We start from the raw sequence: 16,640 nt of genomic DNA, 5'->3' as shown, positions 1-16,640 counted from the left end.
GCGCGGGCCCTCAGTCCTTGCTGGTGTCGGCGCCCGGCACCGCGATCGGCGGTGCTTCATGCTCGCGGTCCTGCTCGTCCTCACGCTTGACGAGACGCGGCGCCGCGCCCTGGGGATGCTGGGGATGGCGGATGCGCTTCATGTAGTCCGGCGCCGTCACGCCCATCGACACGTAGATGTTGGTCAGCCCCTCCACGCCGAAGTCCGCCGGCCGCACCCACTCCGCCGGCAGGAAGAAGAGCCCGCCGCCGAACGGCACCGGCGCGGTCGGCACCATCACGATGCGGTAGTCCTTCCCCTCGATCTGGACCGGTTCGTCCGATGGCATCAGCCCCAGCACCGCGGTCCGCCGCTCGTCGGAGAAGAAGCACCACACCGGGCTCATCGCCTTCACGTCGACATCGTCGCGCCGCTCGAGAAGCTGCACGAACCGCGTGATCGTCTTGTAAATGGTGCCGATCAGGGGGATCCGGCCGATGGTCTCGTCGAAGAAGGTCGACCACACCGTTCGCAGGCGCGACTGCACCAGGATGCCGAGCGCATAGAGCCCCGCCATCACGATCGCGATGCCGATGAGGTAGGCGAGGCGGTCGTCCACCATGAACGCGCCGAGCTGCGAGACCGAGATCCCGAACCACGAGTCCGGCCCGAGGAAGGCGCCGACATAGGCGGCGAACCATCCGATCACCAGGATCGTCAGCAAAACCGGCAGGATCGCCAGGACTCCGGTGACGATCGGCCGGACGATCGTGACGAGGACGCGCATCTCTACTCCTGTTGCATGCCGGTGTTGCTGAACGCATGGAACTGTCGTGCGTTCGAAATTGCATGCGCTGAATTGCATAACACACGGAGACGCTTGCACGATGGCCGCTCAAGGCAACACCAAAGTGATCTACGCGGCCCTGCTCGCCAACGGCGCCATCGCGGTGACCAAGTTCATCGCGTCGGCGATCACCGGGTCGTCCGCCATGTTCGCCGAGGGCGTTCACTCCGTCGTCGACACCGGCAACCAGTTCCTGCTGCTCTTCGGCCTGCGCCGCTCGAAGCGGCCGGCCTCGCCGGAGCACCCGTTCGGCCACGGCAAGGACCTTTATTTCTACGCCTTCCTCGTCGCGATCATGATCTTCGGCGCCGGTGCCGGGTTCGCCGGCTACGAGGGCATCCACAAGCTCCTCAGCCCGGGCGAGGTCGAGCCCTCGTGGATCAACTACGCCGTGCTCGCGATCGCCTTCGTGTTCGAGGCGTACGCATGGTCGATGGCGCTGAAGGGCTTCCAGCGCGCCCGCCAGGGCCGCGGCATCATCGAGACGGTGCATCGCTCGAAGGACCCGACGCTCTTCACCGTCCTCTTCGAGGACACGGCCGCGATGCTGGGCCTCATCATCGCGTTCGTCGGCATCCTTGCCACGCAGCTCACCGGCAACCCCATGTGGGACGCGGTGGCGACGCTCTTCATCGCCGCGGTGCTGGCGACGACGGCGGTGTTCCTGGCGATCGAGACGAAGGGGCTTCTCCTCGGCGAGTCGGCCGACCCGCGGGTCGTCGGCAAGCTCCGGGCGACGATCGCGGCCGACCCGGCGGTGATCGCGGTCGGCGACGTCCTGACGATGCACCTCGGCCCCAACGAGATCCTCGCCACCATCTCCGCCGATTTCGACGACAAGCTCACGTCCGAAGAGGTGGAGGAGGCGACGGCGCGGTTGCGAAAGACCGTGTCGAGCGCCTATCCGGATGTGACGCGACTCTATATCGAGGCTCGGGCGCTCAAGCCCGACGCCGCAGCGGTGTGATGCTTTACATCGCCCCGTCAGCCCACTAGGAACAGCCACATGGCTCAGACTCCGCTTCGCCGTTTGCTGCAAGTCTTCACCTGGTGGAACGGCACCACCATCGGGACGTCGTGGACGACGTACCTGCGCGGTGAGGAAGTCGGGACCGATCAGTACGGAAACCGCTATTTCCGCACGAAGAACGGCAAGAAGGACCCCGCCCTCGGCTACGACCGCCGCTGGGTGATCTACAAGGACCAGGCCGAGGCGACGATGATCCCGCCGGGCTGGTACCGCTGGATGCACCACCTCACCGACCTCCTGCCCGAGCAGCAGGGCTACGTCGTGCGCGAGTGGGAAAAGCCGCACCAGCCGAACCTGACCGGCACCGCAGGCGCGCACCGTCCGACCGGCTCGATCTTCCGGCCGGACCCGGAGGCGGGCATCTCCGCCGGCTATGACGCGTGGACGCCGGGCGAGGCGTCGCCGCAATGAAGATCGTTCGCTGCGGCGAGCTCGACACCGTCGTCGCGCCCGCCTCCTATTTCACCGGCACCGTCTTCCAGCAGCCGATCGTGACCGCGCCGGAACCGGCGCGCGTCAACGCCGCCGCCGTGACCTTCACGCCCGGCGCCCGCACCAACTGGCACACCCATCCGCTCGGGCAGACGCTTCACGTCGTCTCCGGCTCCGGCTGGTTCCAGACCGAGGGCGAGGCGCGGATCGACATCCACGCCGGCGACAGCATCTGGATCCCGCCCGGCGAGAAGCACTGGCACGGCGCGACGGACACGAAGATGATGACGCACATCGCCATCCACGAGCGCGACGGTGATGCCGGGCACATCACATGGCTCGAGCCGGTCGAGGACGCCGACTACCTCGCCGGGCGCTGAACCGTGGCGCCTTCCGGGCGCATGCCGGACGCCTCGGATCGGCGCCGCGCCCTGACAGGGCGCCACCGGTAGCCGGGGCCACTGGTCCAAAGGATCATCGACGACACCGCAGCGGGCGCAGGGCGCCCGCTTTCTTTGTTCCTCGCACCGCCGCTTTGTATTTCGCACCGCCCCTTTGATCCGCGCACCGCCCCATTGCTTTCCGCGTTGCGCCCCGCAGGGCGGTCTACCGGGCAGGAGCGCGCCGAGCCCTGGAGTGACGGCCGGCCCGGCAGACGTTGCCGACCTTCCACCACCGCTGCCGATCCCCGGCAGGTGCTCCGGTTCCGGGATCAGACCCCGGCACACGGGCCCTTGCCCTCCGGAGCCGGTGCCCCGGTGCCGGCCCCGGGCCGGCACGTGCTTCCTGATGCGCCGCCGACCGCCACGCCCTCGGGCGCGTCCGCTCACTCCGGGGTGGAGGTGTCGCGGTTGCGGTCGCGGTCCATCGTCGGGATGGGCTTGCGGTCGGTCGAGCCGGTCCCGCCGGACGAGCCGCCGAAGAGCTGGGACGCCATCCCCGTCAGCGCCAGCGTCGCAGCGAAGACCCGGGCGGCGGCGACCCGGCCGAGCCGGCGGGTGCGGCGCGCGATCGGCGGCACGGCCGGCATGTCGACCGGGGCGGAGCGGTCGACGCTGATGACGGCCTGCGCCAGATAGGACGGGTGCCAGTTCGTGAAGGTGTCGTCCTCGGGGCCGTCGGCACGGTAGGCCGCCACGTGCGCGCAGAGGAAGTCGCCGACCTCCTCCGGCAGCGCGATCACCCCGCGCACGCTGGACTCGGCGAGGCGGGCGCGGAAGGCGACCTGCGGCGGCCGCCCGTTCCTCGGGCGGGGAAAGACGGTCGCGATATCCGCGATGCCGTTGTCCCGGGTGACCGCACCGGCACGGACGGTGCCGTCGTTTCCGGCAGGCCCCCGCAGGTCGACGGTCACCGGGACGCCGCGGAGCGGCGCGAGCTCGGCGTCGACGATCTGAATGCGCAGGAGAAGCGGCACCCCATCGGGCACCGCGGCCTCGTCCGCGTCGGCGCCGGGCGCCGGAGCAGCCTCGTAGCGGGGGGCGATCCGGGCGATGGGCGCGCCGGAGAGGAGGGGAGCCGCACCCCAGACCGGCCGCTCCAACAGTTCTCCCGACGGGATGGCGTCGATCAGCGTGAGCTCACGCCGACGGCCGGAAGCGATGTTGAACTGCCAAACCAAACTCTCGTCTCCCTCATGCCGACGGTCGGTCCAGGCTTTGGACAAATGGACCCGGGGCGGCAGGAGTTGCACGCCGGCGGGGTTATCCACCGGCGCCTTCCATATAGTGCTAACGCATCCTTAAAGCTCCGCCCGGTGCGCAAGGGCGCCCTGCGCGAGGCGCAGACGCGGCGCGCCGCGAGATCGCGGGCCGGGCGGGCGTGAAAGGGGCGACGACGCGGCTCCCGGTCAGGAGCGCTCGAGGCGGGCGAGCAGGGACGAGGTGTCGTAGCGACCGCCGCCCATCTTCTGCACGTCGCCGTAGAACTGGTCGACCAGCGCCGTCACGGGCATGCGCGAGCCGTTGCGACGGGCCTCCTCGAGGACGATGTGGAGGTCCTTGCGCATCCAGTCGACCGCGAAGCCGTGGTTGTACTCGTCCGCGTCCATGGTCTTCCAGCGGTTCTCCATCTGCCACGAGCCGGCCGCGCCCTTGGAGATGACGGAGACCACCTTCTCGATGTCGAGACCGGCGGACTTGGCGAAGTGGATGCCCTCGGCGAGCCCCTGAACGAGGCCGGCGATGCACGTCTGGTTCACCATCTTGGTGAGCTGGCCGGCGCCCGTCGGGCCCATAAGGCCGACCATCTTGGCGTAGCAGTCGATGACGGGCCTAGCCTTTTCGAACACGGCCTCGTCGCCACCGACCATCACCGTGAGGGCGCCGTTCTCGGCGCCGGCCTGGCCGCCGGAGACGGGCGCGTCGAGGAATTCGAAGCCGGCCTCCTTGGCGGCGGCGCCCAGCTCGCGGGCGACCTCGGCCGAGGCGGTGGTGTTGTCGACGAAGATGGCGCCCTTCTTCATCGCGCCGAACGCGCCGCCCTCGGCGATGGTCACCGAGCGCAGGTCGTCGTCGTTGCCGACGCAGCAGAAGACGAAGTCCTGGCCGTCGGCGGCCTCGGCCGGGGTCTCCTTGTAGGTTCCGCCGTTCTCCTCGGCCCACTTGCGGGCCTTGGCCGTGGTGCGGTTGTAGACGGTGACGGTATGCCCGCCGTTCTTGAGGTGGCGGGCCATGGGATACCCCATCACACCAAGGCCCAGGAATGCGACGTTTGCCATCGAGCGCTCCTTGTCAGTTCTAATGTATTAGCGTGCGTTGTAGGGCCTTTAGGGCACGGCGTCCAAGGCCTGATCAAGGTCGGCGACGATGTCGCCGACCGCTTCGATCCCCACCGACAGCCGGAGCAGCCCCGGCGGCATGTGGGTCGACGGCGGCTCGATGGAGTGGCGATGCTCGATGAGCGTCTCCACGCCGCCGAGCGACGTCGCGCGCTTGACGAGCTTCAGGCGCGCCGCCAGTGCCAGCGCCGCCTCCGCGCCGCCTGCCACGTCGAACGAGAGGAGGGCGCCGAAGCCCCCGGTCATCTGCGCCGCCGCCACCGCGTGCCCGGGATGGCCGGGCAGGCCCGGGTAGCGCACCGTCGTCACCTTGGGGTGCGACGCCAGCCAGTTGGCGATGTGGAGCGCCGCGTGGGAGGCGGCGGTGACGCGCAGGTGCACCGTGCGCATGCCGCGCGTCAGGAGCCACGCGTCGAACGGGGAGAGGACGCAGCCTTCCTTGGAGCGGATGTCGAGCGCCGCGTCGAACAGCGTACGGTCGCCGCCGCCGACCACGAGCGCGCCGGCGAGCACGTCGGAGTGGCCGTTGAGGCCCTTCGTCGCCGAGTGCATGACGATGTCGGCGCCATGCTCGATCGGTCGCGTCAGGATCGGCGTCGCGGTGGTGGAGTCGACCGCGAGCGAGGCGCCCGCCTCGTGGGCGATCTTCGCCGCGCTGGCGATGTCGATCACGTCGAGGAACGGGTTCGACGGCGTCTCGATGAGCACCAGCGCCGGCTTGTGGCGGGCGACGGTCTCGCGCAGCGAGTCCAGCGACGCACCGTCGAACGTGATCGGCTCTGTCCCCTCGGCGAGGCGCTCGGCCAGCACCTGGGTGCCGTAGTAGGAGCCGCGCTGCACCGCGACGCGCGGGCCGCCGGCCGCGCGCATCAGCGCCGCCGCCGCGGCGAGGCCGGAGGAGAACAGCGCCGCCTCGACGCCGCCTTCCAGCGCCGCGATCACCGCCTCGGCCTCCCGGGTCGTCGGCGCGTGCGGGCGGCGGTAGACGTCGCCGGAGGGCGGGGTCGCGTAGTCGGTGTCGCGCACGAAGGTCGTCGAGGGCTGCCATGCCCCGACGATGCCGCCGGTCGCGGTGTCGATCTGCCCGTTCGCCTGGGCGGCGATCGTGGCGCGGTCGTAGCTCATGTGGCCCCTATGGTGCTGGGTTCGATGGGTCGCTTGGTGGCGAGCGGGCGCGGCGTCAGGTGCCGGTTCAGCCGCCGCTCCAGGAGATCCCACACTCGCCGCAAGGTTTCCACCAGGATGAGGTAGAGCGCGGCGGCGTAGAAGTAGACGTCGAAGCGGAAGGTGTCGGAATAGGCAAGCCGCGTCTCGCCCAGGAGGTCGTAGACGGTGACCACGGAGGCGACGGCCGAGCCCTTGATCATCAGTATGATCTCGTTGCCGAATGGGCGCAGCGCGATCAGCGCGGCCTGCGGCAGGATGATCTTGCGGAAGATCACCGGCGTCTGGAGGCCAAGGGCCTCGCCGCCCTCCCACTGCCCCTTGGGCACCGAGCGGATCGCGCCGCGGAAGATCTCGCCCTGGTAGGCGGCCGTGTTGAGGATGAAGGTCAGCACCGCGCAGTTGAACGGGTCGCGCAGGAACCACCACAGCCCGATGCCGCGCCAGAAGTGCGAGAACTGCCCGGCGCCGTAGTAGATCAGGAAGAGCTGCGCGAGGAGCGGCGTGCCGCGGAAGAGGTTGGTGTAGAACCAGGCGAGCGCCCGCACGATGCGGTTCTTCGACATCCGCCAGTAGGCGACGAAGCAGGCGAGAACCGCACCGATCCCCACCGACAGGCCGACGAGCTGGAGCGTGACGACGAAGCCGTCGAGGAGGTCGTCGCCGTACTCGGCGAGGATCTTCGGCATGAACTCGTTCATCGGGCGTACCCGCGGCTGTAGCGCGCCTCGAGGAGGGCGAGGATGCCGGACGAGACCATGGAGATGGCGAAGTAGATGATCATGGCCACCGCGAAAAAGAAGAACGGCTCCTTGGTGGCGCCGACCGCGATGAAGGTGCGCCGCAGGAGGTCGGGGAGGGCGAGCACCGAGACGAGCGCCGTGTCCTTCAGGAGCACCAGCCACAGGTTGGAGAGGCCCGGCAGCGCGAGGCGCATCACCTGCGGGATCATCACCTTGCGCAGCGTCGCCCAGCGGCCGAGGCCGAGCGCGTGCGCCGCCTCGATCTGCCCGCGCGGAATGCCGCCGAGCGCGGCCATGAACACCTCGGAGGCGAACGAGGCCGAGACCGCGCCGAGGGCGATGACACCCGACAGGAAGGCCGGCATCGTCACGTAGGCGTCGCTGAAGAGGGCGACGAACCAGCGCAGCAGGAGCGCCACGCCATAATAGACGATGAAGAGCGTGATGAGCTCCGGCAGCCCCTTGAAAACGGTCGAGAAAATCGTCGCCGGGATGCGCAGCAGCGGCCGGTCGGAGCGGCGGGCGAGGGCGAGGAGGAAGCCTGTGATCAGCGCGAGCGGGGCGGTGACGAAGGCGAGGGCCAAGGTGATCTTCAGGCCGGCGAGGAGCTCGTCGCCCCATCCGTCCGGGCCGAATGAAAGCAGGGAAAGGTTGTCCATGAAGTCCGGCAGCTAGGGTGGCGGGCGACAACGTGATGTGGATTCACGTTATCCTTATGGGCTCGCGGGTCAAATTATTCTCGATTTTCGTGGCGGCACGTTTCTCCCGGATGCGTTGGGCTTTTTGCCCTATCGGACAATTTAATGATGAGTGAATGAGAGGATTAATCCGCCATTGCCTTGAGGTTGAACGATAATCGCGCCAACCTCTGGTGAGCGAACCGGAGGCAGCCCATGCGATATGCATCGATCACGGACAGGCTTCGCGGTCTCGGATCCGGCAAGTGGGCCGTGCACTTCGAAGCACGGCGCCGCGCGGAAGCGGGTGACGCGATCATCGAGCTGACAATCGGAGAACCGGACATCCCTCCGGAAGACGATCTCCTCGACGTCTGCAGCGCCGCGATGCACGCGGGCCGGACCGGCTACGGCATCGGCGGCGGCGCCGATCCGGAGCTCGCCGAAGCCATTGCGGCGAAGTACTCCCGCCGCACGGGGCGCACGATCACGCCGGCCAACGTGCTGGCCTTCCCCGGCACCCAGACGGCGCTCTACGCGTCGATGATGGGGATCGCCGAATACGGCGACGAGGTGCTGGTCGGCGACCCGCTCTATGCAACCTACCAGGGCGTGATCCACGCCGTGGGCGCGACGATGCGCACCGTGCCGCTGCGTGCCGAGAACGGCTTCCACATGCGCGCCGAGGACCTCGATCGCCGCGTCACGGACAAGAGCCGCGTCGTGCTCCTCAATTCGCCGCACAACCCGACCGGCGCGGTGCTGACGCGCGGGGAGCTCGAGGCGATCGGCGAGGTCTGTAAGCGGCACGACCTCTGGATCATCTGCGACGAGGTGTACGAGGAGCTGATCTTCAACGGCGAGTTCGTCTCCCCGCTCGACCTTCCGGACCTCGCCGAGCGGGCGATCGCCGTCTCGTCGATCTCCAAGTCGCATGCGGCACCGGGATTCCGTTCCGGCTGGGCGGTCGGCCCGGTGGAGTTCTGCGAGCGCCTCCTGCCGGTGTCCGAGACGATGCTGTTCGGCAACCAGCCCTTCATCGCCGACATGACGACCTACGCCCTGACCGAGCCGTCGCCGACCGCCGCGACGCTGCGCGAGACCTACATGCGCCGCGCGAACGTCGTGGCGAAGGCGCTGAAGGGGTCCGGGCTGGAGCCGCTGATGCCGGACGCGGGGATGTTCATCCTGGTGGACGTGTCGGCGATGGGGATCGACGGCGAGGCGTTCGCCTGGCGCGCGCTCGCCGAGGGCGTTGCGGTGATGCCGGGCGGCTCCTTCGGCCAGCAGGCGAAGGACTTCGTCCGCATCAGCCTCACCGTTCCCGACGAGGACCTCGAGACGGCCTGCGCCCGCATGGCCGCGATGGCCCGCACCAAGGAGAACGTCAGGCAGATCGCCTGACGCCCCGCCACCGCGCTCACCACGATCACGACCGACACGACGATCCGTAGGCCTGCATTCGCCCGAACGCCGATCCCGCGCGGGCGGCCTACCGCCGCGCGGACCGCGCGCCGGTTCGCGGCCGGCGCGGGCGGAGGCGCCGCCGCGCCCCGACGGGGCGCATCCGTGGTTGGGGGAGCGCATGGGCGCCCTCAGGCGTCGGCGGTGAGGCGGGCGTACATCGCGTCCGCGTCGCCGCGCCCGGCCTCGGCGAAGAGGGCGTCGAACTTCGCGCGCAGGTCCGCCGGGGAGAGCGGCTGGTCGGCGTCGCCCGGCGCGCCGTCGACGGTCGCCTCGTATTCGGTGCCGTCGATGAGGTGAACCCTTGCCGTGCAGCGGCGGACGGGGAGGGCGTCCGTGGCGTCCGGATCCTCGACCACCTCGATGCGGCGCATCACCTCCCGCATCATCGGGCTCTGCACCGCCGCCTCGTAGTTCGCGGCGGTGATGGGCTTGGCCCCCGCCGCGAGCGCGACCGTCGCCGGGATCGAGAAGCGCCCGGCCATGACGTTGACGGGCTCGCGTTCGGAGAGGTTCGCGGCCGGGTCGAAGGTCGCGATCTCAATCCAGGCGATTTCGGACGCGGCGTGGCCCGCCGGCCAGGCGGCGCGGAAGGCGGCGAGCGCCCCCTGCGTCTCGCGGCAGGAGGCGTCGAGCTTCATGAAGTTGGTGTCGATCAGGAAGGTCTCGCCGAGGCCGGCCGCCGCGGCGTCCGCGTCGAACGCCGAGCCGAGGACCTTGCCGAACACCGCCTCGATGCCGCCGGGTTCGCCGGTGACGCCGGCGTCGTGGAGGTCGAGCGCCAGCAGGCCGTTGCGCGCGGCGACGCCGACCCAGGCCGAGCGGATCGTGCCGCCCTTCATCGGCGCGGTGACGCTGGTTCCGAGGCCGAGGCCGCCGGCGATGTCGAGGATCGCGGCGAAGTCCTCCGGCTCGCGGCCCGTCAGGTGCGCGGCCGCGGCGGCGGCGCCGATGGCGCCCCACGTGCCGTGACCGTGCGCGTCGGGCCGCAGCGTGGTGCCGAGGCCGACGCGGGCGCCGACCTCGTAGCCCACCAAGAAGGCCTCGAAGCGGGCCTTGTCGTCGGATTTGAGCTGGGCGGCGACGGCGAGAGCGCCGGCCGCGGCGTGGGCGGCGGGGTGGCTTCCGGTCTCGTAATGCCCGTCGTCGAGTTCCAGCGCGGCGGCGGCGAAGCCGAGGATCAGGGCGAGGTTGCCGTAGGCGGCCTTGAGGCCGGTGAGCGGCTCGGTCACGCCGTGGCCGGAGAAGCGCCGCGCGAACCGCGCCACCTCCGCGTCGCACAGCCCCCCGACCATGCAGGCGATCGTGTCGGCGTAGACCCGGGCGGCGTGGGCGCGGGAAGACGCCGGCATCGAATCGGCGGAGAAGCCGCTGAAGGCGTCCGCGAGCGTCTGCGAGATCATGGCCGGTGTCCGATCAGCGGCCGCGGCGCGAGCGTGCGCGGCCGATGAGCGTGATGGTCGCCAGGCTGAAGCCGATGACCACCAGCGACACGCCCGTCACGACCGTCCCGAGAGCGTAGACGGCGGGTGTCGTGACGGTCTGCGTCAGGCCGCGCAGCTCCAGCGGCAGCGTGTTGCGTCCGCCGATCGCCTGGCTGGTGCGGGCGAGCTCGTCCCAGGACAGGGTGAAGCCGAAGAGGCCGATACCGATGAGCGACGGCAGGATGATCGGCAGGATCACGAGCCATAGCGTCTGCCACGGGCTGGCGCCGAGGTCGCGCGCGGCCTCCTCGTAGCGCCGGTCGAAGCGGTTGAAGGCGGCGAGCAGGATGAGGAGGCCGAAGGGGAGCGTCCAGGTGAGGTGCGCGCCCAGCGCCGAGGAGAAGAGACCCGTCGACGTCTGGTGGCCGACGATGAACTCCTTCACCCAGTCGTCGAACAGGCGGAACTCGAGACCGATGCCGAGCGAGACGACGATGGACGGCACGATCAGCGAGGCGATGACGGTGTAGAAGAGGAGCGTCGCCCCGCGGAAGCCGATCCGGTAGGCGAGCGCCGCCGGCAGCGAGATCACGAGCGTCAGCGCCGAGACCACCGCGCCGAGGCGCAGAGAGCGGCCGAACGCGGCCCAGATGTCGACGACGCCGACACCCTTCCAAAGCTCCGAGAACCAGTGCGTGGAGAAGCCGCGCATGGGGAAGGTGAGCCCCCCCTCCGGCCCCTGGAACGACAGCGCGAAGATCGCGAACATCGGCCCGTAGAGGAAGAGGACGAAGAGGGTGAAGATCCCCGCCAGGACGTAGTAGCGGCGGCCGCGCTCGTTCATAGCTCACGCCTCACGTCGACGAGCCGCGTCATGGCGAAGATGATCATCAGCACCGCGCCGAGGAGCACGACGGCGTTGGCGGCGGCGATGGGGAATTGCAGGTATTGCATCTGCACCTGGATGGTCTTGCCCACCGAGGCGATCTGCTGCCCGCCCATGACGCCGACGGTGATGTAGTCGCCCATCACGATGGTGATGACGAAGATCGAGCCGATGACGATGCCCGGCCGGCACAGCGGCGCGATCACCGACAGCGCAATCGTCCAGATCCCAGCGCCGGCGTCACGCGCGGCCTCGATGATCTCCCGGTCGATGCGCATCATGGAGTTCACGATCGGGACCATCATGAACATCGTGTAGAGGTGGATGAAGGCGAGGATGACGGCGAAGTCGGAGTAGAGCAACCACTCCTGCGGCTCCGAGACGATCCCCATCGACATCAGCACCTGATTGACGAGGCCGTTGCGCCCGAGCAGCGGGATCCAGGCCATCATGCGGATGACGTTGGAGGTCCAGAACGGGATCGTGCAGATGAGGAAGAGGGCGATCTGCGTGGAGGTCTTCTTGACCTCGAACACGATGAACCACGCCAGCGTGAAGCCGAGCACGAGCGTGATCGCCCAGACGATGAAGCAGAACTTCAGCGTGGAGAGATAGGTCGCGAAGGTGACGCACAGGTTCGGCAGCTTGGCGACGCACTGGTAGAAGACGTCCTGGTAGTTCGTCGTCACGAAGGCCGGCTCGATGGAGTACTGCGTGTACTCCCAGAACGAGACGATGATCGTCAGGATCAGCGGTCCGACGAAGAAGAGCGCCATGACGAGCAGCAGCGGGCTCGCCAGGGCGTAGGGCCGGTCGAGCAGGCTCCGGCGGCGCTTCACGCCGTGCACGGCCGCAGCGTCGCTGTCCGGGGAGACGAGCGCGGTGTGCGCTCGCCCCGGCCCGGTGAGGGCGGTGGGGCCGCCCTCGGGTGCCTGCTCAGCCGTGGTCACGATGCGACGAACTCGTTCCACTTGCGGACCATGTAGACGTTCTCGTCCATGACCGCGTTCCAGCAGGAGATGGCGCCGAGACGCTCCTCGTAGGAGCCGCCGTCACGCGTCTCGCCGGTCTTGGCGAGGAGCTGGCCGGACGGGGACATGATGTCCTGCTCGGCGGGCTTGCCCTCCATCCAGTAGGCCCACTCGTAGGGCTCCATGTTCGCCTTGGCGGTCGACAGGACGGCCGAGTAGTAGCCCTGACGGTTGAGGAAGGCGCCGGCCCAGCCGGACAGGAACCAGTTGATGAAGTCGTAGGCGGCGTCGAGCTTCTTGCCCTCGGCGGTGGCCGGCAGGCCGAAGCCGGCGGCCCAGGCGCGGTAGCCTTCCTTCAGCGGCTGGTAGATGCAGGGGATCCCCTGGGTGCGCACGGCGGTGACGGCCGGCGACCACATCGACTGGATCACCACCTCGCCGGAGGCCATCAGGTTCACCGACTCGTTGAAGTCCTGCCACAGGGCGCGGAACTGTCCCGACCTCTTCGCCTCGATGAGCGTGTCGACCGTGAGGTCGATCTCATCGCGGGTCATGTTGCCCTTGTCCTCGTACTTGTGCTTGCCCAGCGCCTCGACGACGAGCGCGGCGTCCATGATGCCGATCGACGGGATGTTGAGGATCGATGCCTTGCCCTTGAACTCGGGGTTCAGGAGCTCGGCCCAGCTCTCGATCGGACGGCCGATGAGGTCGGGGCGGATGCCGAGCGTGTCGGCGTTGTAGACCGTCGGGATGAGCGACATGAAGCCGGTCGGCTCGTCGGCGAAGGTCTTGGCGGACTCGCCCGGCAGCCAGATCACCTTCTTCGGCGCGGTGCCCTGGTCGCCCACGGCCTTGCCGTCGACGGTGCCCTCGGTGAAGAGGGTGGTGATGTTGTCGGACTCCTTGATCTTCTTGGTGTCCATGCCCTTCAGGTTGCCCGTCGGGACGACGTTCTTCAGCGACATGTACTCGATGTCGACGAGGTCGAACGTGTTCGGCTGCGTCACCACGCGGCGCGTCACCTCGTCGGTGGTGACGGGGATGTACTCGATGGTGATGCCGAGGTCCTCTTTGACCTTCGCGGCGATCTCGGCGGATTGGTTCACCGCGGTGCCGAGGTAGCGCAGCGTGACCGGGTCCTGGGCGTGAACCGCCGGCGAGAACAGGTTCGAGGAGGCGGCGAGCGCGGTGGTCGCGGTGGCGCCGTAGAGGAACTTGCGGCGGTTCAGACCGCCGGGGCGGCTCGGACGTTCGGTCATAGGTGCTCCATCGTTTCTGCTTGATCTTCCGTGCGCTGTGCCGGCCGCGCCGATCCGCGTGGTGGTGCCGGGTGCAGCGCGGTGAGGGAGTGGGGCGCCACGCGTCGCGCCCCTACGCCGCTGCGCGCGTTTCGTCCGCCTCGGGGCGGCCGAGGACGATCACGTCCCCGTCGCTCCAGTCGATGCCGACGGTGTCGCCTTCGCTTACGGGCCGGGCGAGCATCGCCTCCTCGCCGACCATGGCCGACAGCTCGTCCCCGGCCGAGAGGCGCACCAGCACGTAGTGGCCCTGGTACTCGACCGAGGTCACGGTCGCCGCGCGGCGGCCGCTGTCGACGTCGGTCAGGCGCAGCTTGTCGGCGCGCAGCGAGAACTCGCGGCCCGCTTCGGTCAGCACGTTGTGGGCGCCGATGAACCGGGCGACGAACGCGGTCCTGGGGGTGTCGAACACGTCGCGCGGGGTGCCGGACTGCTCGATGTGACCGTCCTTCATCAGCACCACGAGGTCGGAGAGGGCGAGCGCCTCGTCCTGGCTGTGGGTGACGTGCACGAACGTGATGCCGAGCTCGTGCTGCAGACGCTTCAGCTCGGCGCGCATGCGAAGGCGCAGCGCCGGGTCGAGCGCCGACAGCGGCTCGTCGAGGAGGAGGATCGAGGGGTCGGTGACGAGCGCCCGGGCGAGGGCGACGCGCTGCTGCTGCCCGCCGGAGAGCTCGGCCGGGCGGCGGTGCGCATACTGCGTCATCTCGACGAGCTTCAGCCGCTCCATCGCCTCGTCGCGGCGCTTGGCCTTCCGCATCCCCCGCACCTTGAGCGCGAAGGCGACGTTGTCGAGGACGGTCATGTGCGGGAAGAGGGCGTAGGACTGGAACATCATCGCCGTGCCGCGCTCGGCCGGCGGCAGGCCGGTGACGTTCCGTCCGCCGAGGATGATGTCGCCGTCTGTGGCCACTTCGTGGCCAGCGATCATCCGCAGCGTGGTGGTCTTGCCGCAACCGGAGGGACCGAGGAGGCAACAGTAGGCGCCGGCAGGGACCTTGAGATCGACGCCACGCACTGCCGTGGTGTCGCCATAGCGTTTCGCGACACCGATGAGTTCAAGCTCTGCCTCGTGCAACCGCAGTCCTCCCGTGTGCCGCTATTTGCAGCAAGTCCCATGCCATGGCTTCCGTCAAGGCGGCGCATGGGAGGAGGCGGGCAGGCTCAGGGGAGCGGAATGTCCTGCTGGGTGGGGACGCTGTAGCCGCGCTGCACGGCCGGCCGGTCGGCGAGCTCCAGGTACCAGCGCCTGACGTTCGGGAAGGCGTTGAGGTCGACGCCGTGCCAGGCGAAGCGGGCTGCCCACGGCCAGATCGCGCAATCGGCCACCGAATAGGCGCCGGCCACGCATTCCTGCCCGCCGAGCTGCTTGTCGAGCACACCGTAGAGGCGCTGCGTCTCCTTCAGGAAGCGCTCCTCGCCGTAGTCGGACTTGCCCTTGTTGAAGTGGTGGAAGTGGTGCGTCTGGCCGAGCATCGGGCCGAACCCGCCCATCTGCCACATCAGCCACTCGATCACCCGCCAGCGGGCCTCGCCGGGGGCCGGGAGCAGCTTGCCTGTTTTTTCGGCAAGGTAGAGGAGGATCGCACCCGATTCCATCAGCGACATGCCGGTGTCGGTGTCGACGATCGCCGGGATCTTGTTGTTCGGCGAAATGGCGAGGAAGGCGGGATCGAACTGCTCGTCCTTGCCGATGTTGATCGGGTGGACGTTATAGTCGAGCCCCACCTCCTCGAGCATGATGGACACTTTTTTGCCGTTGGGTGTGCCCCAAGTGTACAGTTCAATCGTCATGGCGGTTCCTCGCGTCGTTTCAGCGCGATGTAGCACGGCCTTGATTGAACAGGCCATATTTTGAGAAAAGCCTTTCACTGCCCATAGGCAGGCCCTTGCTCCCATTGGTCAATCGATTAATATACCAGTCGAAGGAGCGGCGAATGACAGCCGCCCGATGGGAGGACATTATGAAGAGCCATCTCCTGGCCGCCGTGGCGGTCGGTGCCGTATTCGTTGCCGGCTCGGCCAATGCCCAGCAGCTCCGCCTGATGACCGGACCGCAAGGCGGTTCCTGGTACCCGCTCGGCGGCGCGATCCAGAACATCGTCGAGAACAACGTGGACGGCGTCACCGTTCAGGTTCTTCCCGGCGCGGGCATCGCCAACGTGAAGGCCGTGGAGGCCGGCAAGGCGCAAATGGGCTTCGCCAACTCGGTGTCGACCGTGGACGCCATCCAGGGCAACGAGCCGTTCACCGAGAAGGCGACGAACGTGTGCAACGTCGCCACGCTCTACCCGCAGTATTTCCAGGTCATCGCCCTGAAGGACTCCGGCATCGACACGCCGGCCGACCTCGCCGGCAAGGCCGCCGCCGTCCAGCCGAAGGGCAACACCGGCGAGGCGATCACCGCCCACCTGCTCAAGGCGATCGGCACCAACTACGACGCCCTGCCGCGCGTCAACCACGGCTCCTACACCGACGCCGTGTCGCTGATGAAGGACGGCAACGCCGAGTGGTTCACCCTCGGGACGACGGTCCCGGCCGGCGCCGTGATGGACCTCGCCTCCGCCCGTGACATCAAGGTCGTGCCGATCGAGGGCGAGGCGCTCGAGAAGATGCAGGAGCTGAACCCCGGCTACAAGCCGATCACCATCAAGGCCGGCTCCTACCCGGGGCAGGACGAGGACGTCCAGACGATCGGCTACGCCACGCACCTCATCGCCCAGTGCGACCTCGATCCGGACGTCGTCTACAACGTCCTGAAGAACATCTCCGAGCACGTCGGCGACCTCTCCGCCATCGCCAAGGCGATGTCGGGTGCCACGCCGGAGGACATGGGCCGCGACATCGGCGTGCCGCTGCACGACGGGGCCAAGAAGTTCTACGACGAGGCCGGCGCGAGCTGATCGCCTCACTCCAGGGGCCGGCCCGCCTTGCGGGGGCCGGCCA

The 16,640-nt window shown here is 68.7% G+C and carries 17 protein-coding genes; 5 read left to right on the top strand and 12 right to left on the bottom strand.

Going from position 1 to position 16,640, the window contains the following annotated elements:
* Positions 1 to 10: 10 nt before the first annotated feature.
* Complete coding sequence (locus tag DLJ53_RS23020) at positions 11 to 766, bottom strand: DUF502 domain-containing protein (RefSeq protein WP_162409491.1); 756 nt, start codon at positions 764 to 766, stop codon at positions 11 to 13.
* A gap of 100 nt (positions 767 to 866) precedes the next feature.
* Between DLJ53_RS23020 and DLJ53_RS23015 the strand changes: the two genes are divergently transcribed.
* From DLJ53_RS23015 to DLJ53_RS23005, 3 genes are read left to right on the top strand one after another with little or no spacing between them, the layout of a single operon-like run.
* Complete coding sequence (locus DLJ53_RS23015) at positions 867 to 1,793, top strand: cation diffusion facilitator family transporter (RefSeq protein ID WP_111349567.1); 927 nt, start codon at positions 867 to 869, stop codon at positions 1,791 to 1,793.
* A gap of 39 nt (positions 1,794 to 1,832) precedes the next feature.
* Positions 1,833 to 2,267: an NADH:ubiquinone oxidoreductase subunit NDUFA12 gene (locus DLJ53_RS23010; RefSeq protein ID WP_111349566.1), complete on the top strand. Its 435-nt coding sequence runs from the start codon at positions 1,833 to 1,835 to the stop codon at positions 2,265 to 2,267.
* Positions 2,264 to 2,668 carry a (R)-mandelonitrile lyase gene (locus DLJ53_RS23005; protein ID WP_111349564.1) on the top strand — a complete coding sequence of 135 codons (405 nt, stop codon included), beginning with the start codon at positions 2,264 to 2,266 and terminating at the stop codon, positions 2,666 to 2,668. The genes DLJ53_RS23010 and DLJ53_RS23005 overlap by 4 nt, the downstream gene beginning before the upstream one ends.
* Positions 2,669 to 3,114: 446 nt before the next feature.
* Here the strand turns inward: DLJ53_RS23005 and DLJ53_RS23000 are convergent, their stop codons facing one another.
* The 5 genes from DLJ53_RS23000 to DLJ53_RS22980 form a co-directional block, all read right to left on the bottom strand.
* Complete coding sequence (locus DLJ53_RS23000) at positions 3,115 to 3,909, bottom strand: hypothetical protein (protein ID WP_111349563.1); 795 nt, start codon at positions 3,907 to 3,909, stop codon at positions 3,115 to 3,117.
* 228 nt (positions 3,910 to 4,137) lie between these two features.
* Positions 4,138 to 5,007 (bottom strand): NAD(P)-dependent oxidoreductase, encoded by an 870-nt coding sequence (locus tag DLJ53_RS22995; protein ID WP_111349561.1) that lies wholly within the window; start codon positions 5,005 to 5,007, stop codon positions 4,138 to 4,140.
* A 48-nt stretch (positions 5,008 to 5,055) separates the two neighbouring features.
* On the bottom strand, positions 5,056 to 6,192 hold the full coding sequence (locus DLJ53_RS22990) for a trans-sulfuration enzyme family protein (RefSeq protein WP_111349559.1): 1,137 nt from the start codon (positions 6,190 to 6,192) through the stop codon (positions 5,056 to 5,058).
* Entirely contained in the window at positions 6,189 to 6,932 is a 744-nt protein-coding gene (locus tag DLJ53_RS22985; RefSeq protein ID WP_111349558.1) for an ABC transporter permease, read from the bottom strand. Before DLJ53_RS22985 ends, DLJ53_RS22990 begins: the two co-directional genes overlap by 4 nt.
* Positions 6,929 to 7,633 (bottom strand): ABC transporter permease, encoded by a 705-nt coding sequence (locus DLJ53_RS22980; RefSeq protein ID WP_111349556.1) that lies wholly within the window; start codon positions 7,631 to 7,633, stop codon positions 6,929 to 6,931. Before DLJ53_RS22980 ends, DLJ53_RS22985 begins: the two co-directional genes overlap by 4 nt.
* 234 nt (positions 7,634 to 7,867) lie before the next feature.
* Here DLJ53_RS22980 and DLJ53_RS22975 point away from each other — a divergent pair, with 234 nt between their 5' ends.
* On the top strand, positions 7,868 to 9,055 hold the full coding sequence (locus tag DLJ53_RS22975; RefSeq protein WP_111349555.1) for a pyridoxal phosphate-dependent aminotransferase: 1,188 nt from the start codon (positions 7,868 to 7,870) through the stop codon (positions 9,053 to 9,055).
* Positions 9,056 to 9,246: 191 nt separating this feature from the next.
* Here DLJ53_RS22975 and DLJ53_RS22970 read toward each other — a convergent pair whose 3' ends face one another.
* The 6 genes from DLJ53_RS22970 to DLJ53_RS22945 all read right to left on the bottom strand — a co-directional run bounded on the left by DLJ53_RS22970 (position 9,247) and on the right by DLJ53_RS22945 (position 15,488).
* Complete coding sequence (locus DLJ53_RS22970; protein WP_111349553.1) at positions 9,247 to 10,518, bottom strand: MmgE/PrpD family protein; 1,272 nt, start codon at positions 10,516 to 10,518, stop codon at positions 9,247 to 9,249.
* Between the two features lie 13 nt (positions 10,519 to 10,531).
* The gene (locus tag DLJ53_RS22965; protein WP_111349551.1) at positions 10,532 to 11,383 is read right to left on the bottom strand and encodes an ABC transporter permease; all 852 of its coding nucleotides are present in this window, start codon (positions 11,381 to 11,383) and stop codon (positions 10,532 to 10,534) included.
* Positions 11,380 to 12,375, bottom strand: coding sequence for an ABC transporter permease (locus DLJ53_RS22960; protein WP_404801174.1), 996 nt, complete (start codon positions 12,373 to 12,375; stop codon positions 11,380 to 11,382). The genes DLJ53_RS22965 and DLJ53_RS22960 overlap by 4 nt, the downstream gene beginning before the upstream one ends.
* The gene (locus DLJ53_RS22955; RefSeq protein WP_111349549.1) at positions 12,372 to 13,655 is read right to left on the bottom strand and encodes an ABC transporter substrate-binding protein; all 1,284 of its coding nucleotides are present in this window, start codon (positions 13,653 to 13,655) and stop codon (positions 12,372 to 12,374) included. The genes DLJ53_RS22960 and DLJ53_RS22955 overlap by 4 nt, the downstream gene beginning before the upstream one ends.
* A 112-nt stretch (positions 13,656 to 13,767) precedes the next feature.
* The gene (locus DLJ53_RS22950) at positions 13,768 to 14,778 is read right to left on the bottom strand and encodes an ABC transporter ATP-binding protein (protein WP_202913327.1); all 1,011 of its coding nucleotides are present in this window, start codon (positions 14,776 to 14,778) and stop codon (positions 13,768 to 13,770) included.
* Between the two features lie 80 nt (positions 14,779 to 14,858).
* The gene (locus tag DLJ53_RS22945; RefSeq protein WP_111349546.1) at positions 14,859 to 15,488 is read right to left on the bottom strand and encodes a glutathione S-transferase family protein; all 630 of its coding nucleotides are present in this window, start codon (positions 15,486 to 15,488) and stop codon (positions 14,859 to 14,861) included.
* Between the two features lie 170 nt (positions 15,489 to 15,658).
* Between DLJ53_RS22945 and DLJ53_RS22940 the strand changes: the two genes are divergently transcribed.
* Positions 15,659 to 16,597, top strand: coding sequence for a TAXI family TRAP transporter solute-binding subunit (locus DLJ53_RS22940; RefSeq protein ID WP_111349545.1), 939 nt, complete (start codon positions 15,659 to 15,661; stop codon positions 16,595 to 16,597).
* Positions 16,598 to 16,640 lie beyond the last annotated feature (43 nt).

Source organism: Acuticoccus sediminis (genome assembly GCF_003258595.1).
Taxonomy (GTDB): Bacteria; Pseudomonadota; Alphaproteobacteria; order Rhizobiales; family Amorphaceae; genus Acuticoccus; species Acuticoccus sediminis.
The sequence above is the reverse complement of the archived record's forward strand: the minus strand, read 5'-3'. Positions and strand labels throughout refer to the sequence as shown.

Bases quoted from the DNA above. Each gene is read 5' to 3' on its own strand.
- DLJ53_RS22995 (WP_111349561.1), bottom strand. From the start codon at position 5,007: ATGGCAAACGTCGCATTCCTGGGCCTTGGTGTGATGGGGTATCCCATG.
- DLJ53_RS23020 (WP_162409491.1), bottom strand. From the start codon at position 766: ATGCGCGTCCTCGTCACGATCGTCCGGCCGATCGTCACCGGAGTCCTG.
- DLJ53_RS22970 (WP_111349553.1), bottom strand. From the start codon at position 10,518: ATGATCTCGCAGACGCTCGCGGACGCCTTCAGCGGCTTCTCCGCCGAT.
- DLJ53_RS22990 (WP_111349559.1), bottom strand. From the start codon at position 6,192: ATGAGCTACGACCGCGCCACGATCGCCGCCCAGGCGAACGGGCAGATC.
- DLJ53_RS22985 (WP_111349558.1), bottom strand. From the start codon at position 6,932: ATGAACGAGTTCATGCCGAAGATCCTCGCCGAGTACGGCGACGACCTC.
- DLJ53_RS23015 (WP_111349567.1), top strand. From the start codon at position 867: ATGGCCGCTCAAGGCAACACCAAAGTGATCTACGCGGCCCTGCTCGCC.
- DLJ53_RS22955 (WP_111349549.1), bottom strand. From the start codon at position 13,655: ATGACCGAACGTCCGAGCCGCCCCGGCGGTCTGAACCGCCGCAAGTTC.
- DLJ53_RS22975 (WP_111349555.1), top strand. From the start codon at position 7,868: ATGCGATATGCATCGATCACGGACAGGCTTCGCGGTCTCGGATCCGGC.
- DLJ53_RS22965 (WP_111349551.1), bottom strand. From the start codon at position 11,383: ATGAACGAGCGCGGCCGCCGCTACTACGTCCTGGCGGGGATCTTCACC.
- DLJ53_RS22940 (WP_111349545.1), top strand. From the start codon at position 15,659: ATGAAGAGCCATCTCCTGGCCGCCGTGGCGGTCGGTGCCGTATTCGTT.
- DLJ53_RS23005 (WP_111349564.1), top strand. From the start codon at position 2,264: ATGAAGATCGTTCGCTGCGGCGAGCTCGACACCGTCGTCGCGCCCGCC.
- DLJ53_RS23010 (WP_111349566.1), top strand. From the start codon at position 1,833: ATGGCTCAGACTCCGCTTCGCCGTTTGCTGCAAGTCTTCACCTGGTGG.
- DLJ53_RS22945 (WP_111349546.1), bottom strand. From the start codon at position 15,488: ATGACGATTGAACTGTACACTTGGGGCACACCCAACGGCAAAAAAGTG.
- DLJ53_RS22980 (WP_111349556.1), bottom strand. From the start codon at position 7,633: ATGGACAACCTTTCCCTGCTTTCATTCGGCCCGGACGGATGGGGCGAC.